The organism is Arthrobacter sp. StoSoilB13 (assembly GCF_019977255.1).
In the GTDB taxonomy this organism is placed as follows: Bacteria; Actinomycetota; Actinomycetes; order Actinomycetales; family Micrococcaceae; genus Arthrobacter.
The window spans coordinates 887,887-912,815 of the sequence record NZ_AP024648.1 but is presented as its reverse complement, the minus strand read 5'-3'; the positions used below and the strand labels follow the sequence as shown (position 1 = coordinate 912,815).

General features: G+C 61.9%; 19 protein-coding genes and 5 pseudogenes. 6 read left to right on the top strand and 18 right to left on the bottom strand.

What is annotated here, in order from left to right:
• The 9 genes and pseudogenes from LDP01_RS16520 to LDP01_RS16480 form a co-directional block, all read right to left on the bottom strand.
• Positions 1 to 1,290: an ABC transporter permease gene (locus LDP01_RS16520; protein ID WP_527249072.1), complete on the bottom strand. Its 1,290-nt coding sequence runs from the start codon at positions 1,288 to 1,290 to the stop codon at positions 1 to 3.
• A complete protein-coding gene (locus LDP01_RS16515; RefSeq protein ID WP_224091541.1) occupies positions 1,287 to 2,648 on the bottom strand; it encodes an ABC transporter permease in 1,362 nt (453 codons plus the stop codon). Before LDP01_RS16515 ends, LDP01_RS16520 begins: the two co-directional genes overlap by 4 nt.
• A pseudogene (locus tag LDP01_RS16510) lies at positions 2,638 to 4,160 on the bottom strand (ABC transporter ATP-binding protein). Before LDP01_RS16510 ends, LDP01_RS16515 begins: the two are co-directional and overlap by 11 nt.
• A 184-nt stretch (positions 4,161 to 4,344) precedes the next feature.
• On the bottom strand, positions 4,345 to 5,451 hold the full coding sequence (locus LDP01_RS16505) for a BMP family lipoprotein (RefSeq protein ID WP_527249071.1): 1,107 nt from the start codon (positions 5,449 to 5,451) through the stop codon (positions 4,345 to 4,347).
• A 248-nt stretch (positions 5,452 to 5,699) separates the two neighbouring features.
• The gene (locus LDP01_RS16500) at positions 5,700 to 6,725 is read right to left on the bottom strand and encodes an NADP-dependent oxidoreductase (protein ID WP_224091539.1); all 1,026 of its coding nucleotides are present in this window, start codon (positions 6,723 to 6,725) and stop codon (positions 5,700 to 5,702) included.
• Positions 6,722 to 7,153 carry an organic hydroperoxide resistance protein gene (locus LDP01_RS16495; protein WP_216924886.1) on the bottom strand — a complete coding sequence of 144 codons (432 nt, stop codon included), beginning with the start codon at positions 7,151 to 7,153 and terminating at the stop codon, positions 6,722 to 6,724. Before LDP01_RS16495 ends, LDP01_RS16500 begins: the two co-directional genes overlap by 4 nt.
• A 53-nt stretch (positions 7,154 to 7,206) precedes the next feature.
• The gene (locus LDP01_RS16490; protein WP_224091537.1) at positions 7,207 to 7,641 is read right to left on the bottom strand and encodes a MarR family winged helix-turn-helix transcriptional regulator; all 435 of its coding nucleotides are present in this window, start codon (positions 7,639 to 7,641) and stop codon (positions 7,207 to 7,209) included.
• Positions 7,642 to 7,764: 123 nt separating this feature from the next.
• The gene (locus LDP01_RS16485) at positions 7,765 to 8,970 is read right to left on the bottom strand and encodes an amidohydrolase (protein WP_224091535.1); all 1,206 of its coding nucleotides are present in this window, start codon (positions 8,968 to 8,970) and stop codon (positions 7,765 to 7,767) included.
• A gap of 108 nt (positions 8,971 to 9,078) precedes the next feature.
• Complete coding sequence (locus LDP01_RS16480) at positions 9,079 to 10,212, bottom strand: mannose-1-phosphate guanylyltransferase (protein ID WP_224091533.1); 1,134 nt, start codon at positions 10,210 to 10,212, stop codon at positions 9,079 to 9,081.
• A gap of 309 nt (positions 10,213 to 10,521) precedes the next feature.
• On the opposite strand from LDP01_RS16480, the pseudogene sdhC reads away from it, so the two are divergent.
• The 5 genes and pseudogenes from sdhC to LDP01_RS16455 all read left to right on the top strand — a co-directional run bounded on the left by sdhC (position 10,522) and on the right by LDP01_RS16455 (position 14,930).
• Positions 10,522 to 10,858: pseudogene (sdhC, locus tag LDP01_RS16475) on the top strand (succinate dehydrogenase, cytochrome b556 subunit).
• A 3-nt stretch (positions 10,859 to 10,861) separates the two neighbouring features.
• The gene (locus LDP01_RS16470; RefSeq protein WP_216924882.1) at positions 10,862 to 11,338 is read left to right on the top strand and encodes a succinate dehydrogenase hydrophobic membrane anchor subunit; all 477 of its coding nucleotides are present in this window, start codon (positions 10,862 to 10,864) and stop codon (positions 11,336 to 11,338) included.
• A 106-nt stretch (positions 11,339 to 11,444) separates the two neighbouring features.
• Positions 11,445 to 13,244 carry a succinate dehydrogenase flavoprotein subunit gene (gene sdhA / locus LDP01_RS16465; RefSeq protein ID WP_224091532.1) on the top strand — a complete coding sequence of 600 codons (1,800 nt, stop codon included), beginning with the start codon at positions 11,445 to 11,447 and terminating at the stop codon, positions 13,242 to 13,244.
• Positions 13,244 to 14,026 (top strand): succinate dehydrogenase iron-sulfur subunit, encoded by a 783-nt coding sequence (locus LDP01_RS16460; RefSeq protein ID WP_224091531.1) that lies wholly within the window; start codon positions 13,244 to 13,246, stop codon positions 14,024 to 14,026. The genes sdhA and LDP01_RS16460 overlap by 1 nt, the downstream gene beginning before the upstream one ends.
• Before the next feature lie 127 nt (positions 14,027 to 14,153).
• Positions 14,154 to 14,930 (top strand): alpha/beta hydrolase family protein, encoded by a 777-nt coding sequence (locus tag LDP01_RS16455; RefSeq protein ID WP_224091529.1) that lies wholly within the window; start codon positions 14,154 to 14,156, stop codon positions 14,928 to 14,930.
• Positions 14,931 to 15,006: 76 nt separating this feature from the next.
• On the opposite strand, the pseudogene LDP01_RS16450 reads toward LDP01_RS16455, so the two are convergent.
• A pseudogene (locus tag LDP01_RS16450) lies at positions 15,007 to 16,309 on the bottom strand (ABC transporter substrate-binding protein).
• Positions 16,310 to 16,426: 117 nt separating this feature from the next.
• On the opposite strand from LDP01_RS16450, the gene LDP01_RS16445 reads away from it, so the two are divergent.
• Positions 16,427 to 18,643: a hypothetical protein gene (locus LDP01_RS16445; RefSeq protein WP_224091528.1), complete on the top strand. Its 2,217-nt coding sequence runs from the start codon at positions 16,427 to 16,429 to the stop codon at positions 18,641 to 18,643.
• Between the two features lie 94 nt (positions 18,644 to 18,737).
• On the opposite strand, the gene LDP01_RS16440 is transcribed toward LDP01_RS16445, so the two are convergent.
• The 8 genes and pseudogenes from LDP01_RS16440 to LDP01_RS16405 all read right to left on the bottom strand — a co-directional run bounded on the left by LDP01_RS16440 (position 18,738) and on the right by LDP01_RS16405 (position 24,903).
• Entirely contained in the window at positions 18,738 to 18,890 is a 153-nt protein-coding gene (locus LDP01_RS16440) for a hypothetical protein (RefSeq protein ID WP_224091527.1), read from the bottom strand.
• Positions 18,891 to 18,915: 25 nt separating this feature from the next.
• Positions 18,916 to 20,002: pseudogene (locus tag LDP01_RS16435) on the bottom strand (YhjD/YihY/BrkB family envelope integrity protein).
• A complete protein-coding gene (locus LDP01_RS16430; protein ID WP_224091526.1) occupies positions 19,929 to 20,606 on the bottom strand; it encodes a 2'-5' RNA ligase family protein in 678 nt (225 codons plus the stop codon). Before LDP01_RS16430 ends, LDP01_RS16435 begins: the two are co-directional and overlap by 74 nt.
• Positions 20,607 to 20,610: 4 nt before the next feature.
• A pseudogene (gene trpS, locus LDP01_RS16425) lies at positions 20,611 to 21,736 on the bottom strand (tryptophan--tRNA ligase).
• A 21-nt stretch (positions 21,737 to 21,757) separates the two neighbouring features.
• Entirely contained in the window at positions 21,758 to 22,591 is an 834-nt protein-coding gene (locus LDP01_RS16420; protein WP_224091522.1) for an exodeoxyribonuclease III, read from the bottom strand.
• A 10-nt stretch (positions 22,592 to 22,601) separates the two neighbouring features.
• On the bottom strand, positions 22,602 to 23,168 hold the full coding sequence (locus LDP01_RS16415) for a hypothetical protein (RefSeq protein ID WP_224091521.1): 567 nt from the start codon (positions 23,166 to 23,168) through the stop codon (positions 22,602 to 22,604).
• A gap of 65 nt (positions 23,169 to 23,233) precedes the next feature.
• Positions 23,234 to 24,067: an ABC transporter permease gene (locus tag LDP01_RS16410; protein ID WP_224091520.1), complete on the bottom strand. Its 834-nt coding sequence runs from the start codon at positions 24,065 to 24,067 to the stop codon at positions 23,234 to 23,236.
• On the bottom strand, positions 24,064 to 24,903 hold the full coding sequence (locus LDP01_RS16405; RefSeq protein ID WP_224093891.1) for an ABC transporter permease: 840 nt from the start codon (positions 24,901 to 24,903) through the stop codon (positions 24,064 to 24,066). The genes LDP01_RS16410 and LDP01_RS16405 overlap by 4 nt, the downstream gene beginning before the upstream one ends.
• Positions 24,904 to 24,929 lie beyond the last annotated feature (26 nt).

Sequence of the window (24,929 nt, the reverse complement as noted above, 5' to 3'; positions counted from 1 at the left end):
TCAACCCTTCACGTACGGTATGCCGCTTGCGGCAGGTGGCCGCGACCTACCCACCAAACCAGCGACGGCGAAAATCGTCACCAAGTACGGCAGCATGGCCATGAACTGGCTCGGAACCGGGGTACCAATGATGCCCAGAATCGATTGCAGGTTGTATGCAAAGCCGAACAGCAGCGACGCGAGGAAGGCACCGATCGGATTCCACCGCCCAAAAATCAGGGCCGCCAGGGCGATGAAGCCACGGCCACCGGAGATTTCCTTGGTGAACGAGTCGATGGTCACCAGCGTGAACACAGCACCACCGATGCCGGCAATCGCGCCACCAAGCGTCACATTCCAGAAGCGGGTGGCGTTGACGTTGATGCCCAGGGTGTCCGCAGCCTGCGGGTGCTCGCCGACAGCGCGGACGCGCAGGCCCCAACGGGTCTTGAACAGGCCGAACCAGACCACGGCTACAGCTACATACATGAGGTAGCCGGCGATGGACTGCTTGAACAGGATGGGCCCAATGATGGGAATGTCCGAAAGGAAGGGAATCGGCAGGATATCCAGGCGGCCAGGGGTGTTGAACTGCTCCTTGTTGGGAACCATGACGGTGCCGAACAGGAAGCCCGTGAGGCCGGAGACCAGCACATTCAGGACAACGCCCACAATGATCTGGTTGACGAGGTATTTGATGCTGAAGACCGCCAAGACCATGGACACAGCGGCACCGGCGGCTGCTGCAGCGATCAGGCCGACGTACGGGCTGCCGGTCACCGTTGCCACCAAGGCGGCGGTGAAGGCTCCAAAGAGCAACTGGCCTTCAATAGCAATGTTGACCACGCCAACCCGCTCGCACAAGACGCCGGAGAGGGAGCCAAACACCAAGGGAACAGCCAACGTCACCGAACCCGCAACCAGGCCGGCAAGTGAGATTGAGGGCTGGCGCGCACCGGCAACAATCCATACCAGCAAGGCGAAGACGAAGACCACCGCAAACGCGATGGGCAACCACTTGGGTGATCGCTCTCCCCGCGTCCACAGGAAGATGGAGTAAGCGGCCATGGCCAGGAGCACGATGGCCAGGACGATGCCACCTACCTGGCCTGGAATCGCCAGCGCCGGGACGACAAAGGCGTCGCCGGGATCACTGATCTTCATCTCGGCCGTCTGGTCCGGACCCATGAGGCCGAAGAACACGAGCGCAATGAGTGCCAGGACGCCGAGCGAAACCGGGACCTTCAAAGATGGGCGGAGCCCGGGCAAGGCTGTTGCTCCCGCCATGGGGGCGGTGGATGTTGCGCTCACTTGGCACCTCCGACGGCGTTGGCAAGGGCAGCTTTCCGGGCAGCCCTCGGCGTCTTGGTCTTCTTTTTGGGCTCAAGCCTGAAGATCGACCTGATCAATGGCGGTGCTGCGATGAACAGGACGATCAGCGATTGAACCACCAACACGATGTCGATCGGCGTGCCCGTTTGGATCTGCATCTGGACTGCACCGGCCCGGAAAGCACCAAACAGGAGGCCCGCAAAGAACGTGCCCCACGGAGTGCTTCGGCCAAGCAGGGCAACCGTGATGGCATCGAAACCGATCTGGGCTGCAATGCCGCCGGTCAGGACCTTTTCCGTACCCGCCACCTGGGCAACTCCGCCGAAGGCTGCGAGCGCGCCGGCGAAGGCCATCACAAGGATGGTGGCCCGGGGTACCTTGACGCCGGCCGTCCGCGCGGCAACGGGGTTGGCACCAACAGCGCGGAACTCAAAGCCAATAGTGGAGCGGTTCAACATCCACCACACGCCATATGTCAGCAGGACGGCCACCAGGAAGCCCAGGTGAAGCCGGGAACCCGGGATGAGCACGGGGTAGGTGGCAGTCTCATCCAAGCGGGGTGAAATGGGGCTGTTGTCCCCCGGGCGCCGGAAGGCCGCCGTGTTCAGGAGGAAGTCCAAAAGGAACAGCGCCACATAGTTCAGCATGATGGTCACGATGACCTCGTGTGCGCCGGTCCTGGCTTTGAGGATGCCAACAATCGCACCCCATGCGGCGCCTCCGAGGACGCCCATGATGATAACCACCAGCAGGTGGAGCCCGAAGGGCAAATGCCAGGTGAACCCGACATAGGCAGCCAACGTGGCGCTGATGATGATCTGGCCCTGGGCACCGATGTTGAACAGGCCGGCGCGGAAGGCCAAGGCAACGCCGAGGCCTGCACAGATCAGGGGCGTGGCCACCGTCATTGTTTCAAGCAGTGGCATGAAACCCTGGCGGGTGTTGAAGACTGAGCCTTGGAACAACGCAACGTAGCTCTTGGTCATGGCATTCCACAGCGCCAGCAGGAAGTCACTGGGCCGTGCGAAGAAGTAACCCGCGCTCTCGGAAACCTTCTTGTCCGTGCTGGCAATGAGCAATCCGCCCAGGAACAGCGCCACGATAACGGCCAGGACCGACACGAAGCCGTTGCCCATGACGATTCTGCGCATCGTGCTGGCTTGCCGGTGACCGGTGTCCCCGCTCTGCGAGGACACTGGAACGATGGACGGTTCGAGCGTGCCGCCAGCGGTGTCTAGTGCGACATCCGCCGCACGTACTTCCGAGGCAGATTCCTCAGGAGTCTGGTCCTTACCGGGGGTTTGGTCCTTACTGGGGGTCTGGTCGTTACTCGTCATGGGAGCCTCCTTCCGGGCCAACGCCGGCCATCATCAGGCCGAGCGTGTCGCGGGGAGTTCCGGCAGGGACAATGCCCACGAGCTTCCCCTTGTAAAGGACAGCGATCCTGTCCGCGAGTTCGATCACTTCATCGAGTTCCGTGGAAATGATCATCACCGGTGTTCCGACGTCCCGCTCGGCAACTATGCGTTTGTGCAGGAATTCGATGGAGCCAACATCCACGCCACGCGTGGGCTGGCTTGCGATGAACAGCCGCAAGGGCCTGGATAGCTCACGGGCCATGACCACTTTTTGCTGGTTGCCGCCGGACAGGGTTCCGGCCGCTGCTCCCGCCGAAGGCGTCCTGATATCGAACTCCTGGATCTTCGCTTCGGCATTTTCTGCAACCTTGGAGGGCTTCATGCTGATGCCGCTGGCGAACGGTGCTTGGTCGTAAAGGTCCAGCACCAGGTTCTCGGCAACAGAGAAGGGACCCACCAAGCCGTCCACTGTGCGGTCTTCCGGGACGAACCCGACGCCGGAGCGCAGCACGTCCTTGACCGGCAGGCCCAGGAGCTGCTTGCCGTCCAGCGTCACGGATCCCGTAACGTGCGGCTGGATACCGAGAATGGCTTCCGTAAGTTCCGTCTGGCCGTTGCCCTGGACACCCGCGACGGCGAGGATCTCGCCTTGGGCGATGTCGAAGCTGATGCCGTCAACCACGTTGGTTCCATTGGGGGCGCGGACTGTCAGGTCCTTCACCACGAACGTGGTTTCCTTGGGCTGGGCCGTGGCTTTGTCCAAGGTCAGGCTGACCGGGCGGCCCACCATCATGGAAGCAAGTTCCGTGGCCGAGGCCGTAGGTGGGGCATCTCCTACTACCTTGCCGCGACGGATGACCGTGATGACATCAGCGACGGCCTTCACTTCGCGCAGCTTGTGTGAAATGAACACAATGGATGTTCCGCCTGCCTTGAGTTGGCGCATGATGTCCAGGAGTTCATCGGTTTCCTGGGGCGTGAGGACTGCCGTGGGTTCATCCAGGATGAGCACTTTGGCCTCGCGGACCAGGGCCTTGATGATCTCGACGCGCTGCTGGACACCGACAGGCAGGTCCTCCACCAGGGCGTCGGGGTCGACGTGGAAGCCGTACTTCTGCGATATGTCCCGGATCTTCTTCCGGGTTTCGTCAATGCTGAGGACCCCGCCGAAGGACGTTGGCTCCGCTCCGAGTGCCACATTTTCGGCCACTGTGAAGACAGGAACCAGCATGAAGTGCTGGTGCACCATGCCAATGCCGGCGGCCATGGCGTCGCCGGGGGCCCGCGGAAGTTAACGAGCTTGTCGTCAACAAGGATTTGTCCGGCCGTCGGTTCATAGAGTCCGTACAGCACGTTCATGAGGGTTGATTTTCCGGCGCCATTTTCGCCGAGGAGGCAATGGATCTGGCCGGGTTCGACCACGAGGTCGATGTCTTGGTTGGCGTAGAAGGTCCCGAACGCTTTCGAGATCCCCTTCAATTCGAGTTTCACAACTCCCACCGTTCTTTGAGTCCGAGGGACGGCCGTACTGCTCCAAGCCATTGGCTTTGAGCAGAAGCCTATTCTTGCGAGGGCCAGCAAGATAGGCGCTGGGGTCCGCAAAATAGGCGCTGGTCAGGGCAAAAACGAGCCGCCAGTACCGGCACTCGGTACTGGCGGCGCGTCCAGGAATTGTTTACTTCTTAGGGCTTGCCGCCGATTCAACAACCAGCTTGCCGGACACGATGTCCGCCTTCAGCTTGTCGAGCTCGGACTTGGTGTCCGCGGATACTGCGGAATCGAGGTCGTGGAACGGGGCGATGGCGACGCCCTCATTGGCCAGGGTGCCAACGTAGGCTGCGTTGCTGAACTTGCCTTCCTTGTCGTCCTTCACCACGGCTTCCACGGCTTGACCCATCTGCTTGACCACGGAGGTCAGCATGAGGTCCTTGTACTCAGGGGCGGTGAGGTAGCCATCGGAGTCAACCCAGATGAGCTTGACGTCCTTGCCGGCTGCCTTGGCTTCCTTCAGCGCCGCGCCGGCACCCTTGCCTACAGGGCCCGCTACGGGCATGACGATGTCCGCACCCTGGTCCAGGAGGTTCTTGGTGATCTGCTTGCCGGTGTCCTGCTTCTCGAAGTCGCCCGTGAACGAGCCATCCTGGCTGGTCTTGTCCCAGCCGACAACCTGGACGGACTTGCCCTTGGCCTTGTTGTATGCCTGGACGCCGTCGTAGAAGCCGTCCATGAAAATGGTGACCGTGGGAAGCTTGATGCCGCCGAAGGTACCCACCTTGCCGGTCTTGGTTGCTGAGGCAGCTGCGTAGCCAGCCAGGTATGCGGCCTGTGCGGTGTCGTAGACCACGGGCTTCACGTTCGCGACGGGGGTCGTGTAGGAGTAGTCGATGATTGCGAAGTGCTTGTCCGGGTTCTTCTCCGCGGCAGCCTTGGTGGCATCGCCGAGAAGGAAGCCCACAGTGAAGGTCATATTGCACCCTGCGGAGATCATGCCATTCAGGTTGGTCTCGTAATCACTGTTGGCCTTGGACTCAGCCGACTTCATGGTGATGCCGAGGTCCTTTTCGGACTTCTGCAGGCCTTCGAACGATGACTGGTTGAAGGACTGGTCATCGAATCCGCCGGAGTCGGACACAATGCAGCCGATGTAGTCACTCTTGGTGGCGGCGCCCGAACCGGCGTCGGGAGCTTGTCCGCAACCGCTGAGCAAGAGCGCTGCGGCTCCTGCGGTTGCAATTCCGGCCATTGAACCGCGCTTAAGGGTGGAACGCAGTGGGTTCTTCAATTTTCCTCCAGGAAGAAAGTGAGTCGCGCTACGACGGATGGTCAATGAGTGTCCGTTTCGAATACCCGAGGCAGAAATTCTGTTTTCACTGAAGTTCGCAGCACTGCGCCGAAGCGCCTTGATACCCCCAACACTAGTGGCGCAGACCACACGCAGGTAGCACAATCCGGCCCCCGAGGGCAGATTGTTGGCCTTTTGTTACCAAGCAGTAGCCGGGTGTGCAAGTCACACCCGGCCCACCCCGCAGATCACAGCCGGACGAGCATCTTTCCGGTATTTGCGCCGTCCAGCAAATCAATGAATGCCTGTGGTGCGTTCTCCAGGCCGTCCACGATCGTCTCGTCGTAGCGAACCGTTCCGTCCGCCAGCCAACCGGCCATCTTCTCCGCGAATTCCGCCGCGTGCTGACGCTGGCCACCAACGAGGAATCCACGCAGTGTCAGCTGCTTGCCAATCGCCACGGCCAGGTTCCTTGGTGCAACCGGCGGCTCGGTGGAGTTGTATTGGGCAATGGCACCACACATGGCAACGCGCCCGCCCACGGTGAGCGTAGCCAGGGCGGCTTCAAGGTGTTCGCCACCAACATTGTCGAAGTACACATCGATGCCGCGCTCCCCCGCAGCTTCACGCAACTGCTCAAGGACGGGACCATCGTTGTAGTTGAAGGCGGCATCAAAACCGAGCTCCAGCAGCCTGGCGACCTTCCCGGCAGAACCGGCACTGCCGATCACCTTGCCGGCTCCCGACGCCTTCGCAATCTGGCCCACCATGGATCCCACAGCACCCGCTGCTCCCGACACGAAGACGACATCGCCTTCTTTGAACTCGGCAACTTTGAGCAGGCCCGCATAAGCGGTCAGGCCCGTCATGCCCAAAGCACCAAGGAATGCCGATGTTGGAGCAAGGCCGCTTGGAACGGTGGTTGTCGCGGCCGCGTCCACCACCGCGTGCTCACGCCACCCCAGCTGATGCACGACGACGTCACCCACTTTGTGCGCGTCGGACCTGGACGCGATCACCTCACCTACCGCACCGCCGTCGAGCGCTGCATCCAGGCGGAAAGGTGCCGAGTAGGACTTGACGTCATTCATCCGCCCGCGCATATAGGGGTCCACGGACATGAACTGGTTCCGGACCAGGATCTGCCCGTCCTGAAGGTCCGGCAGCCCGGAGGCGGCCAGGCGGAAGTTCTCCGGCGATGGGCGGCCGACAGGACGCGAGGTGAGCTGGATTTCCCGGGTTTCCACTGGCAGGACAGTTGTTGCAGTGCTCATGCTGCAAACTCCACGAGCTTGAGGTCCACTGCCATGTTGCCGCGGGTGGCGTTGGAATACGGGCAGATCTGGTGGGCCTTGGCCATCAGTTCCTCGGCGGTGTCGCGATCCAAGGCGGGCAGCGCGATCTCCAGCTCGGCGGCCAAGCCGTAACCCTCGCGGTCGGTGAGTGCACCGAAGTGGACCTTGGCGGCAACGGCGGAATCGCTGAGGTCAACGCGTTCCTTGCGGCCCACCAAGCGCAGGGCGGAGTGGAAGCATGCCGCGTAGCCGGCGGCGAACAACTGCTCGGGGTTGGTGCCCTGGCCGTTGCCTCCGAGCTCAACCGGGCTGGCGAGGGCGACGTCGAGCTTGCCGTCGTTGGTGCGGGCGTTGCCGTCGCGGCCTTCGCCGGAGGCCAAAGCCTCGGCAGTGTAGAGAGTCTTCACGAATCTTCCTTTTCTCTTGGATATCAAAGGGCTTGTGGGTGGCTTTGGAAGTGTCAGAGTGACTTCTGCAGTGCCGCCGTGAGTTTGCCGAGCGTCGCATGCAGTTGCTCAATTTCGTCCGGGGACAGGCCCGCGGCATCAGCGAGGCGCTTGGGGACGGCCTGGGCGTGGGTGCTCAACTCCCTGCCGGCGTCGGTCAGGACGACATCCACACGGCGTTCATCCTCAACGGATCGGTGGCGCTCAACGAACCCAAGGGCTTCAAGTCGCTTCAGGAGAGGCGACAAGGTGCCGGAGTCGAGCCCGAGTTCGGCGCCGAGTTCCCGCACGCTGCGCGGTTCCTGCTCCCACAAAACCAACATCACCAGGTATTGCGGATAGGTCAGACCCAGCTCGTCCAGCACGGGGCGGTAGACCGCCGTCGCCGCCTTGGACGCTGAATACAACGCAAAGCAGACCTGGTGGCGGAGGCGGGGTGCATCACTCATGAAGAAAACGATAGTGCACAATTCAATTGTGCACAACTCATCTTTCCGTGCTGGTACCCAACTAAGTCGCAGTTAAGCGCGTTTTGAGAGCTCAAAACGCGCTTAACTGCGACTCAGTTGGGGTCAGTCCTGGAGGTCGCGGATGGTGCGGAGGGCGGCTGCGGTCAGGACGCGGATGGCGTAGCCAAGGGCGCGTTCATCCACGATGAAGTCGCCACGGTGAAGGTCATATTCCTCGCCGCCGGGCGTGTGGGTGCCGAGCCGCATCATGGCTCCCGGGAGGTCTGCCAGGAACCAGGCGAAGTCTTCGCCACCCATGGACTGGGGTGTCAGGACGACGGCGTTCTCGCCGAGTTCAGCTCGCGCCGCCGCTTCAATCAGGGCTGTCTCATGCTCGGAGTTGACCACTGGAGGAACGCCGCGGGTGTGCTCCAGGTGCACGTCCACGCCGTAAGGAGCGGCAACCTGCTTCACGACGTCGTCCAGCAACTCCCCGGCACTATGCCAGGCATCGCGGTCAAGGCAGCGCATGGTGCCCGCCATGTAGCCAGTTCCCGGGATGGCATTGGGTGCAGAACCTGCCGAGATCTGGCCCCACACCACTGACACGCCGCTGCGGACATCCACGCGACGGGAGAGCACGGCGGGTACGTTGACCGCAATCTGTGCCAAGGCAAAGACCAGGTCTTCCGTCAGGTGCGGCCTGGACGTGTGGCCACCCCGGCCCGTGAGCTCGATCTTGATGGTGTCCGATGCCGAGGTGATGGCCCCGATCCGGGTGCCGATCTTGCCCACGTTGATCCTGGGATCGCAGTGCAACGCAAGGATCCGGGGAACGCCCTCAAGCACGCCCTGCTCGATACAGGACAAAGCACCGCCGGGCATCGTCTCCTCGGCCGGCTGGAAGATAATGCGGACAGTGCCGCCCAGCGGGGTGTTCTTGTGCATCCGCTGCAGCACCAAGGCAATACCGAGCATGGTGGTGGTGTGGACGTCATGCCCGCAGGCGTGCGTGACGCCGTGGTTCTTCGAAGCGAACGGCAGGCCCGTTTCCTCGATGATGGGCAAGGCGTCGATGTCGCCACGCAGTGCAGTGGCAATAGGGCCTTCGCCCACGTCAACCGTAAGTCCGGTTCCTTCAAGGCGGCGCGGCTGCAATCCTGCAGCTTCGAGCCGCTCCACGAGTTTGTCGGTGGTGCGGAATTCCTTGAAGGAAAGTTCAGGGTGCGCGTGCAGGTCCCGCCTGAAATCGATGAGTCCAGGCAGCAGCTCATCCACCCACGGACTTACAACGGGGGTCGGCTCGGTTTCAGTCGTGTAATTGCGCACGTCACAACTCTAGCCATCCGTGGCCTCCGAAGAACGAAAGCCACCTCTTGGTTACGCTGCGTTCAGGCGCAGGACAACCAAAGAGGTGGCTCACGGTATAAGGGATTGCTACAGGACGTCCGTATCGCCACTGGCTTTCAGGGCGTCGACAGTGCCCTTGACCAACTGGGCATGTTCCTTGGTAGTGACCAGGAGTGCGTCGGGCGTGTCCACAATGACCACGTCCTTGATGCCGATGAGGGCAATCACGCGCTTGGTATCGGACACCACCACGCCGCTCGCATTCTCGGCAAACACCCGGGCACCTTCGCCAAGAACGGTAACTTCATCGACGTCGCCCGCATTGTTCAGGCGGCCGATCGCGGCAAAGTCGCCAACGTCGTCCCAGCGGAAAGTACCAGGCACGACGGCGACATCGCCGGCTGCCGCTGCCGGCTCGGCAACCGCGTAGTCGATCGCAATCTTGGGCAGTGTGGGCCAGACACGCGCGGTAACTTCAGCGCGCTGTGGCGTATCCCAGGCTTCGGCAATTTCCTGGAGGCCCTTGAACAACTCCGGCTGGTTCGCTTCGAGGTGCTGGAGCATGAGCGCTACGGGAGCCACGAACATGCCTGCGTTCCAGACGTAGTCCCCTGCTTCTACATATTTCTTCGCGACTTCCTCGCTGGGCTTCTCAACAAACTCAGCGACGGCAAGCGCGTTCGGAGCGCCTTCCACGTTCAGTGCTTCACCGGAGCGGATGTAGCCGAAACCGGTGGAGGGGTGCGTTGGCTTGATGCCGATCGTGACGATCTTGCCCGTGGCAGCGGTGTAAATTGCCTCGCGCACGGTCTCCTGGAAGAGGTCGTCAGGGCTGATCACCTGGTCCGCGGCGAACGAACCCATGATGGTCTCCGGGTCGCGGCGGTGGAGAATCGCGGCGGCCAATCCGATGGCAGCACCGGAGTCCTTGGGCTCGCTCTCGAGCACCAGCTCGTCATCGCCCACCTCGGGGAGCTGCCGGCATACTGCGGCACGGTGTGCCTCGCCGGTCACAACAAGCACCCGCTCACCGGCCAGCGGCTCAAGGCGGTCATAGGTGGCCCTCAACAACGTGCTGCCGGAGCCGGTCAGGTCGTGGAGGAACTTGGGCGCAGCGGCACGCGAGAGTGGCCACAGCCGGGTCCCCACACCGCCCGCCGGAATAACCGCGTGGAAGCGGTTCAATGGAGATTCCGGGAATGTCGCGTCTTCTGTACTCACCGCAACACTTTATCCGACGCGGCTGCGAAGCCCCGCAGGCCTCCACACATGTGGCCTTCGTCTCACGAAGTACGGGAAATCGCCGAAATATCGCCTAAATACGGGCAGGAAACATGGAATTAACAACCAGAGAAGCGCGTCCTAAATTGAATAAGCTGGTAGCGAAGCCTAGATTTAGGCGTGAGCTACGAGTGCTCTCGCAGCAGGCGTTCCCCCCGCATGGATCCCATGCCAGCGCCGCTGTGTTGCAGGAAGGTTTAATCAGTGCCGACAAAACCAGCTGGCACCTTGTACCGCGGCCGTGAAGGCATGTGGTCCTGGGTTGGACACCGTATTACCGGTGTAGTGATCTTTTTCTTCTTGTTGGTCCATGTGTTGGACACCTCATTGGTGCGCGTGTCCCCCGAGGCCTACACGGCCGTCATTGGTGCTTACAAGAACCCCCTCATGGCCCTGGGTGAAACGGGCCCTGGTCGCGGCGATCATCTTCCACGCCTTCAACGGCCTTCGTGTGATCGCCATCGACTTCTGGAAGAAAGGCGCGAAGTACCAGCGTCAGATGCTGTGGATCGTGCTTGCGCTGTGGCTCGTTACGTTCGCCGGCTTCGCTATCCGCCACCTTTCCCTCGCGCTGGGAGGCCACTAAACCATGACGACGATCGAATCCCCCCGCAGCGGAAAAATCGGTTCGGGCAAGATTGCTCCGAAGTACAACCGCACCGGCTCCAGCCGTGGCAACTTCGAGATGATCGCCTGGCTCTTCATGCGCCTCTCCGGCATCGTCCTGGTGGTGCTGATCTTCGGCCACCTCTTCGTGAACCTGCTGGTGGGTGAGGGTATCCACGCCATCGACTTCGGTTTCGTTGCCGGTAAGTGGGCAGATCCCTTCTGGCAGTTCTGGGACCTCGCGATGCTCTGGCTTGCCATGCTGCACGGAACCAACGGCGTCCGCACCATCATCAACGACTACGCGGAAAAGGACTCCACGCGCTTCTGGCTCAAGGTAGTCCTCTATGCAGCCACGGCTGTCATCATCATTCTCGGCACCCTGGTGATCTTCACGTTCAACCCGTGCCCCGTCGTCGACGGCGTTCAGCTGCCCGGCGGCTTCTGCCCGGCCCCGTAGCGGCTTCCTGGCGCAGCCGGCCGGCCCTGCAGGGAACCGGTTGCGCCTGACTTAGCGGAACAGCCTCCGCCGACCATCTGAATTTTTGAAAGAGAGAGCATCTGGTATGCAGGTCCATAAGTACGACGTCGTCATTGTCGGTGCAGGTGGCGCCGGCATGCGCGCCGCGATCGAATCCGGTCAGCGCGCACGCACAGCGGTACTGACCAAGCTCTACCCCACCCGCTCGCACACCGGTGCAGCCCAGGGTGGCATGTGTGCAGCACTGGCCAACGTCGAAGAAGACAACTGGGAGTGGCACACCTTTGACACGATCAAGGGTGGCGACTACCTGGTTGACCAGGACGCAGCCGAGGTCATGGCGAAGGAAGCCATCGACGCCGTGCTGGACCTGGAGAAGATGGGTCTGCCGTTCAACCGCACGCCCGAAGGCCGGATCGACCAGCGCCGCTTTGGTGGCCACACCCGCGACCACGGCAAGGCTCCTGTCCGCCGTGCTTGCTACGCTGCCGACCGCACGGGCCACATGATCCTGCAGACGCTGTACCAAAACTGCGTCAAGCACAACGTTGAGTTCTACAACGAGTACTACGTCCTTGACCTGCTGATCGTCGAAGAAGACGCAGTACGCGAAGACGGTACCCCGTACAAGCAGAAGCGTGTCGCCGGCGTAGTCTCCTACGATCTTGCTTCCGGTGAACTGCACGTTTTCCAGGCCAAGTCCGTAGTGTTCGCCTCCGGCGGTGCAGGCAAGGTCTTCAAGACGACCTCCAACGCCCACACCCTGACAGGCGACGGCATGGGCATCGCCTTCCGCCGTGGCATCCCCTTGGAAGACATGGAATTCTTCCAGTTCCACCCGACCGGCCTCGCAGGCCTGGGAATCCTCCTCACCGAGGGTGCACGTGGTGAAGGTGCCATCCTGCGTAACTCCGAGGGTGAACGCTTCATGGAGCGTTACGCCCCCACCATCAAGGACCTTGCACCCCGTGACATCGTGGCCCGCGCCATGGCGAACGAAGTGCGTGAAGGCCGTGGTTGTGGTCCGAACAAGGACTACGTCCTCCTGGACCTGACCCACCTTGAGCCTGCCCACATCGAGGCCAAGCTTCCGGACATCACCGAGTTCGCCCGCACCTACCTTGGTGTGGAACCGTTCACGGACCCGGTTCCGGTGTTCCCCACCGCGCACTACGCAATGGGCGGCATTCCCACGAACATCACCACCGAAGTCCTCCAGGACAACGACACGATCGTTCCGGGCCTCTACGCAGCCGGTGAAGTTGCTTGCGTATCCGTCCACGGCTCCAACCGTCTGGGCACCAACTCGCTCCTGGACATCAACGTCTTCGGCAAGCGCGCCGGCATCGCCGCCGCCGAGTACTCCAAGACGGCCGACTTCGTCGAGCTGCCCGAGGACCCGGAGGCCATGACGCGGGGCATCCTGGACGGCCTGCTCAACGGCAGCGGCACCGAGCGTGTTGCCCAGATCCGCAAGGAACTGCAGGACACCATGGACGCGAACATGCAGGTGTTCCGCACCAAGGAATCCTTGGAAAAGGTGCTCAGCGACATCGCCTCGTTCGAAGAGCGGTACAAGAACGTTACCGTCCAGGACAAGGGCAAGCGCTTCAACCTGGACCTGCTGGAAGCCGTGGAACTGGGCTTCCTCCTGGACATGGCCAAGGTCATGACCGTCGGTGCACTGCACCGTGAAGAGTCGCGCGGCGGCCACTACCGCGAGGACTTCCCGGACCGCGACGACGAAAAGTTCATGAAGCACTCCATGGCTTACCTGGACTCCTCCGTTACCGTCGACTCGTCGGCCGAATCCGTTGCGGGCATCCGTTTGGAGACCAAGCCCGTTGTCTTCACCCGTTACGAGCCGATGGAGCGTAAGTACTAATGACTACCGAAATGGCAGAGCCCGCTTCCAAGATCGAGCTTCCGGCGAGTGTCGCCGGCGACGGTGAAATCCCCACTTTCCACATCACCCTGCGCGTCCGCCGGTACGATCCCGAAATCTCGGAAGAAGCCCGCTGGGACGACTACAAGCTGACCATGTATGGCACGGACCGCGTTCTGGATGCCCTCCACAAGGTCAAGTGGGAGATCGACGGCAGCGTTTCCTTCCGCCGCTCCTGCGCACACGGTGTTTGTGGTTCGGATGCCATGCGCATCAACGGCCGTAACCGCCTCGCCTGCAAGACGCTGCTGAAGGACCTGGACACCACCAAGCCCATCACGGTCGAGCCGATCAAGGGCCTCCCCGTGGAGAAGGACCTGATCGTGGACATGGAACCCTTCTTCCAGTCGTTCCGCGAAGTCATGCCGTTCCTGATCAACAAGGGCCACGAGCCCACCAAGGAACGCCTGCAGTCCGTTGAAGACCGTGAGCGCTTTGACGACACCACCAAGTGCATCCTCTGTGCTGCCTGCACCTCGTCCTGCCCGGTCTTCTGGACCGACGGCCAGTACTTTGGTCCGGCCGCAATCGTCAATGCACACCGCTTCATCTTCGATTCCCGTGATGACGCCGGCGACATGCGCTTGGAAATCCTGAACGACAAAGAAGGCGTGTGGCGTTGCCGCACCACCTTCAACTGCTCGGAAGCATGCCCCCGCGGCATCCAGGTGACCCAGGCAATCGCCGAGGTCAAGCAGGCCATCCTGGCCCGCAAGATCTAGTTCGCCGGTCCCCCAAGGAACCAAACGACGACGGCGCCGCCCACCCCTGTTGGTGAGTGGCGCCGTCGTCGTTAATCACTTCAGCAGTCCGGCTCCGGCCCGATAGCGCAAAAGCAAGGAGACCAGCGTGTCACGCCCTGAGAAGATCACTTTCACTGGAAGTACGGGTGATGCCCTCGCTGGCATTGTAGACGTGCCCGAGGGCCCTGTACGTGGCTGGGGCGTGTACTCGCACGGCCTGACCCTGGGCAAGGACAGCCCCGCCGCCTCCCGGATCTGCAAAGGGCTCGCGGAGCAGGGTGTGGGCATGCTCCGGTTCGACAACCTTGGCCTGGGCGGCTCTGCCGGGGAATGGTCCGCAGGCTCGTTCAGCGTCAAAGTGGCTGACACCATTCTCGCTGCCGACTTCATGCGGGAGCAGGGCAGGGGGATCTCCTTGCTGGTGGGCCACTCCTTCGGTGGCGCCGCGGTGCTGGCTGCTGCACGAGACATCCCCGGCCTCAACGCCGTTGTGACCGTGGGCGCACCTTACGAGCCAAAGCACGTCGAGCACATGTTCGACGCCGAAATTGACTCCATCCTGCGCGACGGCAGCGCCGTGGTTGACCTGGGCGGCAGGCCCATGGAAATCCGCCGGCACTTTGTGGAGGATGTGGAACGCGCCGACCTGCGCGACTGCATCCGCACGCTCCATAAGCCCTTGATGGTGATGCACTCCCCCACTGACAACACCGTGGGCATCGACAACGCCAGCGAAATCTTCCGGACGGCCCGGCATCCCCGCAGCTTCATTTCGCTGGAGGGCAGCGAGCACCTCCTGACGGGCAAGGGACAAGCCGCCCGGGTGGCACGGATCATCAGCGCTTGGGCTGATCCCTACTTGGAAGTCCGGGACGCCCACTGATTAAAGCAACGCGGGGTCACTTACGGCCCATTATCCCCCTCCGGATGGGCCCTAAGTGACCCCGCGTTGGTGTTCCCTATTTGCCGATGGCCGCTTTGCTCTCACTAAGCCACTGCTCGGCGGCTTTCTCCGGCGTCAGCCGCTTGAAGAGGACTTCGGTGTTGATGCGCGCCGTGATCTCGGAGACTGCCGTGGAGCCCGTGGGACCAATAAAGGTGGGCGCGAAATCCATCTTGCCGATCTGGTCGATGTAGGCGGCCTCTGCCTTGCCCTGCGGAGTCAGCAGATCCTGGATGGCCGTACGCATGCCGGAGTTGCTGGGTACGCCACGGTCGCTCTGGATGATTTTTGCTGCGGCCTCATTGTTCACGAGGAAATTGACCAGCTTGGCAGCGGCATCCGTGTGCTTGCTGCGGGCTGAGATGGTGTAAAACTGCGAAGACTGCAGCCAGATGCCGGGCGTGGGCGTCTCCCCGGGCAGTTTCAGCAACTTCAGCTCAGCACCGGAGGCTTTGCTCAGTGCGGTCAGGGAGTTCGTCCAGGTGAGCATCATGCCGGCCCTGCCCCATGCCCATAAGTGTCTGCTCAGTGCTGACGTTGAGCTTCTCAACCGTCTCCGAAGCGCTGGGGGCCGCGCCTGACTCGCTGAGCTTGAGCGAGAAATCGAAGTAGTCCTGCACGGTTTCCTTGTCCAGTCCCAACTGGCCGTCTTCTGTGTAAAGAGACTTGCCCCGCTGACGGGCGAAAGCGTCCAGCGAGTCATGCGTGAGGACTGTGGCTGTACCGTACGTTCCCTTGGGGCTGTTGGCCGTGATGTCCTCTGCGGTCTTTGCGAAGTCATCCCATGACCACGTGTTGTCATCCGGCAGGGAAACGCCTGCCGCCTGGAAAACAGCGGGGTTCACCACGATGGCCAAAGCGTTGGCACCGGTTGAGATGCCGTACTGCTTGCCCTTGACCTGGCCGTTTTCAAGGGCTCCCTGATCCATTTTGGAGAGGTCGAGCGAGCCGTCCACCTTGGACAGATCCAGCAGGGCGCCGCGGTTCGCATACTCGGCCGGGTAGGCACCTCCCATGGTGATGACATCGGGGGCGTCGTTGGCTGCCACCTGGGTTGCCAGCTTGTCGAAGTAGCCTCCAATGTCGCCATACTCCGGCTTGACCTTGATGTTGGGGTTGGCGGCCTCGAACTCCTTGATGGCCTTGTTTGTCAGTTCGGCACGGGTGGCATTGCCCCACCACGAGAACCGTATTTCCACGGGCCCGTCCCCGGACTGGTTGGATGAGGGGCTGGAGCATGCCACGGTGAGCCCCAACAGGCCGACGGCAGCCAAAACTGCTACTGACTTTCGCATGCGACGGACAGATTTACGCGTCATTGGGTAACTTCCTTCAAGTCTGAGAAAACGGTTCCTGAAACGTATCAAGAGGGTTTATGATCGTCAATAGTTATGACCATTAACTATTTCGATCAGAACACTGGGAGGGCGTGCGGAGTGCACACAATAGCCGGAAAAATCGACCGGAAGGCTCTCGTTCAGCGGCACAACGTCCATCAGAGTCGTCTCGATCCCGGAAGCCCGCTCTCCGTGGGCAATGGCGAGTTCGGCTTCACCGTTGACGTCACCGGACTCCAATCGCTGCCGGCCTCTTACCCTGTGGGCGCCCGCGATGACCTCCCGCCGGGCACGCTTCTGGGAACCCAGTCACAATGGGGCTGGCACTCCGTGCCGCCGCCGCAGCCGTACGACCTTGCCGACTCGATAGTCCTCTACGATTCCCCCCGAGGCCCAGTGCCCTACGTGGACATGGCGGGTGGCATCGTCAATGATCGCGAGACAGACACATCCACGGCTGAGACCTGGCTCCGGGCGAACCAGCATCGGCTGGACCTGGGGCGCATCGGCTTCCAGTGGCTGGAGAATGGCACGGCGCGCTCCATCCTTGAGGCTGAGATCACCGACTCCGAACAAACACTCGATTTATGGTCGGGAGTAATCATCAGCCGCTTCACCTTGGCCGGACACCCCGTCAAGGTCACGACGGCGTGCCACCCGGACCGTGACGAACTCGGCTTCCGCGTGGAGTCGCCAGCACTGGGCGCCGGTCTGCTTATTGGCATCAGCTTTCCCTACGGTTCCGAGGCCTGGCACGACGCGGCTGACTGGAACAGTCCGGACGCCCACACCACCTCGGTACACGGTCCCGTGATGTCCGAAGAGCATGATGGCTGCGCAACATGGACAGTCCACCGGGAACTGGATGAGGCCCGCTATCAGGTGGTGATCACCGGCGACAACCTGACAGTGGAACAGACCGGACAGCACCAACTCCAAGTAGCTCACGCCATGACCGGGCGTCCGGAAACCAACCAGATGCTGGACTTCACCGTCGCCTTCCTGTCCGCCGGAGATGGCGACTGCATCCCTCGAGGCAACAACAGGCCAGCAGCCACGACGCCAGCGGTGAGCCCTGACGCCATTGGCCAGACCGGCGTCGGGCTTTCACCTGCCCCTAGCGTGACCGCAGCTTCGGAGGCCTATTGGCCCGGGTTCTGGTCCTCCGGCGGGGCGATCGAGCTGAGTGCGACCGAAGATACCAGGGCCAGGGAATTGGAGCGAAGGATTGTACTTTCCCAGTATTTGACGGCGGTCAATTGCTCAGGTTCGCTGCCTCCGCAGGAAACCGGACTCGTGTGCAACTCCTGGCGCGGCCGCTTCCACCTGGAAATGCACTGGTGGCATGCTGCGCACTTTGCCCACTGGAACCGGGTGGAGCTGCTCCTGCCATCGCTACGGTGGTACTCCACAGTGCTGGAGGTATCGCGTCAAACGGCAAACGCGCAAGGATTCGACGGCGTGCGCTGGCCCAAGCAGATCGGGCCGGACGGCCGTGAAAGCCCAAGTCCGATCGGAACATTCCTGATTTGGCAGCAGCCACACCCCATTTACTTGGCCGAGCTTGCGTACCGGGCAAATCCCAGCCGTGAGGTGTTGGAAGAATTCGCGGAGATTGTGTTCGAGTCAGCTGCCTTCATGGCCAGCTTCGCCCATCCAACGCAGCGTGGATTCGAGCTGGGGCCACCCTTGATTCCGGCACAGGAAAGCTACGGCTCCATCCGGGCCAGGGTCACCAATCCCACGTTTGAGCTGGCCTACTGGCAGTGGGGGCTGCGGACCGCAGCTGCCTGGCGCGAGCGGCTGGGTCTGGAACCCGTGGAAGCGTGGGCTGACGTTGCGGACGCTTTGGTAAAGCCACGCGTGGTGAATGGCGTTTACGCTGCGATCGACGTGGAGCCCTTCACTATCCGCACGGACCACCCTTCGATGCTGTGCGCGCTGGGGGTCCTCCCTCTGACGGACCTGATTGATCCGGACATCATGCGCGCTACCCTGTCGGATGTCCTGGCGGACTGGGATTGGGGAAGCACCTGGGGGTGGGACTATCCAGTAATGGCAATGACCGCTGCCCGATTGGAGGACCCGGAGGCCGCCGTCGACGCCCTTCTGCTGGACGCCGGAAAAAACACCGTGCTGACAAACGGGCACAACCGTCAAACGGATTCGCTTCCGTTATATCTGCCTGGGAATGGTGGGCTGCTCGCCGCCGTCGCGTTGATGGCCGCTGGTTGGGACAACGGACCGGACCGCCACGCACCAGGTTTCCCGGCTGACTGGACCGTCAGGTGGGAAGGTCTGGTCCGGGCACCATAGCCGGATTGGAACCAACGCGGGGTCACTTACGGCCCATAATCCCCCTCCGGATGGGCCGTAAGTGACCCCGCGTTGCTATTCGCGGCGGGGTCCTCTATTCGCGGCGGGGTCCTACGGCCGCTCCAACCAAGGCGCCCAGGCCGAGGCCAACGAGGATTCCCACAAATGGAGAGTTGAAGACGAGCTGGCCAACCACCAACCCTGCAGCGGTTCCCAGGAGGCAAGCGATCCACAACTGGTTGTTCATGAAACCTCCTGGAAGAATGCAACTCTTACGTCTGGGGCGTTGTGCGGCGTGAACCGAGGACCTTCTTGCGCGGGGTCTCCCCTGCCTGCAGGTCAGCTTCCCGGATGGCGGCCCACGAAGCCGAAACAAGGTACACCTGGCTTACCAGGTTGAACCAGATCAGAAGGCCGATGATGATGGCGAACGAGGCGAGGACAGGGTTCTGTCCTGCCCGGGCGAGGAGTTCGGTACTGAACAGCTGAAGCACGGTGGTCCCGATGCCAGCCAGTGCAACCCCTTCGATGAACGCCTGGCGCCCCAGCTTGAGGCCACCTGCGATATGGAACAACACTGCCGCCGTCGCGCAGTTCAGCAGGAGGGGGACGACGACCTTGACGACGGCCGCGACGGGAGCCGCCACTGCTTCGTCCAATCGGAGGAGGTCGAAGATCCAGGCAGCAGCCGTGCCAAAGATCAGGGATGCGCCGGCGCTGACCACGAGGATCACGCCAAGGAGCAGGAGGGTGCCGGCGTCGATCAGTTTCTGCAGGATGGGGCTGCGCTGGAGCGGATCAGCATCCATCACGCCACGCAGGGCCTTCCCTGACACTGGCAATCCACCCAAGGGACGTGAAGATGGTTACCGCAGCCGCGATGACCGCAGTCCATCCAAGCCCTGAGGGATTGAGGAGCGTTTGCGGATCGACCAGTCCCTCGCCGCCATTGACCTGGAGGAGTCCCGGAGCTGCAGAGGCAACGCTGCCAATGACGGCGCCTTCGAGCACCGGGTTGCCGCCCAGGACGATTCCCGCGATGGCGAAACCCGTGGTGAGCAGACCCGTGATGGAGAAGAACATGTTGAAGCCGATGCCCGCACTCAGAAGCGGTCCATGCTGGCGGGTGTAGTTCTGGAAGGAGCGCATGGCCCGGTTGGTGTTCAGCCTGGCAAGCAGGAGGGCGAGCAGGGCTCCGGCCCTCTTCGGCAGGCCTTCTCCGGCACGTTTGGCATGGCCCCAGTCCTGCCGCTTGTGAAGAAGTTGAAGTTTGAGCTTTGCCAGCTCAGTTGGCAGCGGAGGACTTCCCGCCGGTGGATGTTGATTCCGCCTGCTGCGTTTTGTCAGTGTCGCCGCCAAAGTCGAGCTCTTCCCGTAGCTGCCAAATTCCATTGGTGTCGTGCTCGTAAAGTCCCATGCTAACCACTGGGAAGGTCGCCCGGTAATCTGACAGGACCGTTTCGGCCTCGTCCAGATTTTCCTCGGCCACATCATGGGCCACGGTGACATGCGGGTGGTACGGGAAAGGAAGCAAACGCTCAAGCGGACCCGTCTGGAGCTTTTCGTGCAGTTGCACGCACTCTTCAAAGCCTTCTTCCACGTTGACGAAAACCACGGGCGAAACGGGCCGGAACGAACCGGTACCGGAGATGGTGATGGTGAACGGTTCCTGTGAGCGGGCGATCTCGCGCACGTGGTCCCGGGTGGCTGCCCAATCCTGGGTGGGCGTGGTGGTGATGAGGGTGATGTGGGCTGGGATGACTTCGGCCATGGGATCCCCAAAGGACGCGCGCCAGGCCTGCAGTTCACGCGCGATCTCCGGCGGGAAGCCGAGGATCACCCCAACGCACATGGTGTCACCGGCACCGCAATCGGTGCCGGTGACAGCAGGCTGGCGCGATTCGTCCGGACCGACGCCTTGAGGGGTATCGGTCTTGACGTTAAGCTGGCCAGCTGCGCACATGAACTTAGCGGACTCCTTGCTCGCTGCGGTAGGCATCCCCGCGGTAGGGCAGGAAGCCTACCTTGGAGTAGACATCGGCGAGCGTCGCCGAGGCGATCTCACGCGCTTTGTCCGCACCGTGAGCCAGGAGACGGTCCAGTTCTGCGGGGTCCGCTAGAAGTTCGTTGGCCCGCTCACGGATGGGGGCAAGGCGTCCGGAGACGAGTTCGGCGAGATCTACCTTGAGGTGGCCGTACATCTTGCCCTGGTAGTCGGCCACGATCTTCTCCACCGGGGTACCACTGATGGCCGAGTAGATGGTGAGCAGGTTGGAGACGCCCGGCTTGTTTTCGCGGTCGTAGCGGATCTCGGTCTCAGTGTCAGTGACAGCGGATTTGATGCGCTTGGCCACGGTCTTGGGGTCATCCAACAGGTTGATGAGGCCAGCGGGTGATTCGGCGGACTTGGACATCTTGGCCGTGGGGTTCTGGAGATCGTAGATCTTTGCCGATTCCTTCTGGATGAAGGGCTCGGGCACCTGGAACGTCTCGCCGAAGCGGCTGTTGAAGCGGTTGGCGAGGTCCCGGCTGAGCTCCACGTGCTGGCGCTGGTCTTCGCCGACAGGTACGCCGTGCGGCTGGTAAAGGAGGATGTCTGCAGCCTGCAGGATGGGATAGGTGAACAGGGCCGACGCTGGCGTGGTCCGAGCCCTGCTTCTGTGCCTTGTCCTTGAACTGCGTCATGCGGCCGGCTTCACCCATTCCGGTGATGCAGTTCAGTACCCACGCAAGCTGGGCATGCTCGGGGACCTGCGACTGCACGAACAGCGTGCACTTCTCCACGTCCACGCCGCCGGCTATGTACTGGGCAGCCGTAACCCTGGTGCGGCGGGCGAGCTCGGCAGGATCCTGCGGAACGGTGATGGCGTGCAGATCCGGAATGAAGAAGACGGCGTCGTACTCGTCCTGCATGCGAACCCAGTTGACCAAAGCGCCAAGGTAGTTGCCAAGGTGCAGGGAATCAGCCGAGGGTTGCATACCTGAAAGGACGCGCTGCTTGGCGCCAACGGCAAGCTTGGTGGAGGTCACGGTACTCCCGCTGGGCAGTGTGGCGGCTGGGGTGCCGGTTTCAGTCGTGATGGAGCTAGTCATTGAGCAATACTTTCGTGAAGCTTAAAGCCGGTAGTCCACTACCAGCGGTGCGTGGTCAGAGAAGCGGGTGTCCCACGAAGGCGCCCGATCCACGACAGCCGAGAACGCGGCTGCTGCAAGTCCGGGAGTAGCCAGGTGGTAGTCGATGCGCCAGCCTGTGTCTGTGTCAAAGGCCTTTCCGCGCTGGGACCACCAGGTGTAGGGGCCGGCAACATTTCCTGCCAGGCCCCTGTGGACATCCCTCCATCCGATTTCTTCACCCAGGAAGCGGTCGAAATAAGCGCGCTCCTCCGGCAGGAAACCGGCACGCTTGACGTTGCCCTTCCAGTTCTTGATGTCCAGTTCAGTGTGTCCGACGTTGAGGTCGCCAACTACCAGCGCGTGATCGCTGTGCTTGGCGAGCTCGGGGAGGCGGGTGGTCATGGCGTCCAGGAAGCGGTACTTATCATCCTGCTTGGGCGTACCTGCCTCACCGGAGTGAACGTAAGCGCTGACCACGGACAACGTGGAGGTTTCGCCGCCAGTGTTCCTGACGATGAAATCCGCTTCAACCCAGCGGCCGGCGGTGGCGAAGTAGTCATCGCCGATTCCGATCCGGGTGGCTGTGGGTTCCTCGCGGGAAGCAATGGCAACGCCTGCGCGGCCCTTTGCCTCAGCCTCGGCGTGGAGGATGTACCAGCCTTCGCCGAGCAGGGTGTTGACGATTGCGTCAGGAGCGCGGACTTCCTGCAAGCAGAGGATGTCTACATCGCGTGGCTCCAGCCATTCCGCCATGCCGTTCTTGTAGGCAGCCCGAAGGCCATTGACGTTGACCGATGCGATGCGAAGGAAGTCCTTCTTCAATGCCGTACTCACCCGGTCTACTCTAGTCGATGATGGTGCCGGCCACGGGCTCGTCCGAGCCACCTGAGGACTTGATCATGTCCCGGGCATTGGTGGCCGTGATCGCGATGGTTTCCAGCGCGCGGTTGATGGTGTCCTGGTTTGCCGCTGCACCCTTGGCACGTTCCTCGTCCACAACGCGCACCTGCACCTGGACAATCTTGAAGGAGTGGTCCAGCTTGAGGTCCCGTACTTCATCGGCCTGGCTGCGTTCAGCGACAACGCGGGTGCCGCCGCTGTCAGCCGAGGACGACGACGGCGCGCGGCCGGTTGCCGAGTTGAAGGCGGCTTGCGCTTCGCTCAATTTTGCTCCGGCGCGCCGCGCTGCCCTTCGAATGCTGAACACCACGAAGGCGGCGAGCGCGAGCCAGCCGAAGGCGACCACCGCAACTACCCAACCCACAAAATCGTTCTGGTTGGCCGCGAAAATAACAGCCACCACGAAAGCGATGATGACTACGGTCATCCCCAGGCCGCCGATGCGGAAGCCCTTGAAAAGGCCTTTACCGGACGAGGACGTGGACGGGTGCGGGTCGCCGAGAGATTGCATGAGTCAATTGTCGCAAACCCCTGAAGGTGCCTGTGCCGCTTCCACGGATGGCGAACACAAAGCCATCACTTCAGGAACAGTTGACGCAGCCGTCCGGTGGTGAGCATGATCCCCAAGGCAATCATCACCAGGTAGTAGCCAACGTGGATGGCAGTGGCAGGACTGAATGAGCCCACGCTGATCTGCCGCAACAACTCGACCCCGTGCCATAGGGGCATGGCCTGGATAAACCACTGGATGACCTGCGGGTAGACGCTGAGCGGGTAGAACGTGGCACTGAACAGGAACATGGGCAGCAGGAAGAAGTTGATCCAGTCCATTTGCTGGAACGTCTTCATGAAGCTGGTGATGCCCATGCCGAAGCTCGCAAAGCCGAAAGCGATCAGTACTGACGCAGGAATAACCAGGATGGCCCACCAAGTAGTAATCAGCCCCATGACTCCCATCACTGCCGTGAAACCCGTGGCGTAGAGAAGACCCCGCAACAGCGCCAGGAAGATCTCGCCCATGGCAACGTCCAGCGGGCCAAGGGAGGTGTAGAGCATCCCTTGGTATAGCTTTGCGAAGTTCATCTTGAAGAAGACGTTCCAGGTGGAATCGTAAATGGCGCCGTTCATGGCTGAGACCGCCAGGAGTGCCGGCGCTATGTAGGCCGCGTAGCTGATGTCCGCGCCACCGGGTCCTTGGACTGTGCCCACGATCGAGCCCATCCCTACGCCCATGGCCAGCAGGAAGAGGACCGGCTCGAAGAACCCGGACAGCAACACCAGCCAGGTACTGGACTTCGCGGCCATGAGGCCACGGGCCACCACTGCCTTGGCATTTCGGGAGTAGAGCGGTCCGAACTTGCGTTCCCGGGCGATATCCGTGGCGCTGTGGCCGCCGGTGAGGATGCTCATGAGCCCATCCTCTTCACGAACTGGCGCCTGACCAGCAGCCAGCCGGCCGTGGCGGTCCCCAGGAGGTACACCACATGCGTAACGGTCAGCAAGGGGTTCTCGTCCATGCCATAAGTGAAGACCCGCCCCAGCTCAGTTCCGTGCCATACAGGCGATATCCAGCCGATCCAACGGACAGCCCACGGCAGCGTGTCCAGGGGGAAAAACGTCCCGGAGAACAAGAACAGTGGCATGACGATGAATCGCTGCACTAACGCGAACTGCCCCTTGTCCTGGGTGATGCTGGCGGCATAGGCCATGAGTGGCAGGCCGAAGGACAATGCCGCCACGGTGGCAACCAGTGCGGACGCCCATCCCCAGGGACTCGGCGAGGCCCCGAACATGGCCACCACCGCTAGGTAGACGAGCGACTGCAGCAGGAACCTGAGCGTGCTTGCCATGATGTGGCCGCTCGCTATTTGCTGCGGTACCAGGGGCGAGGCGTGCGGCCCGTAGAATACGCGCCGCCATTTGAAGCCATCCATGATGGGGTAGGAGAATTCTCCGGAAGCCGTCATGACTGCCGCCGACACCAACAGCGCTGGTGCCACGAATTCCAGGTAGCTGACGCCCCCGAAGACGGATTCGCTGTTCGCATCAACCAGGCTTGCCAGCCCGACTCCCATGGCGAACAAGTAGGCCACGGGCTGCCCCACGCTGTAGAGCACCACGGACCAGCCGTAATTGCGCATGACCCGGAGCACCTGTTCCGCATAGAAGAAGGAACCCCAACGCCGCGCCCGGGCCGCCGAGACGGCAGGCGGGTGTGCCCGCAACGGCTGCTCCGCCGTCGTGATTGGTTTGGCAGTACCTTCACCGAAAG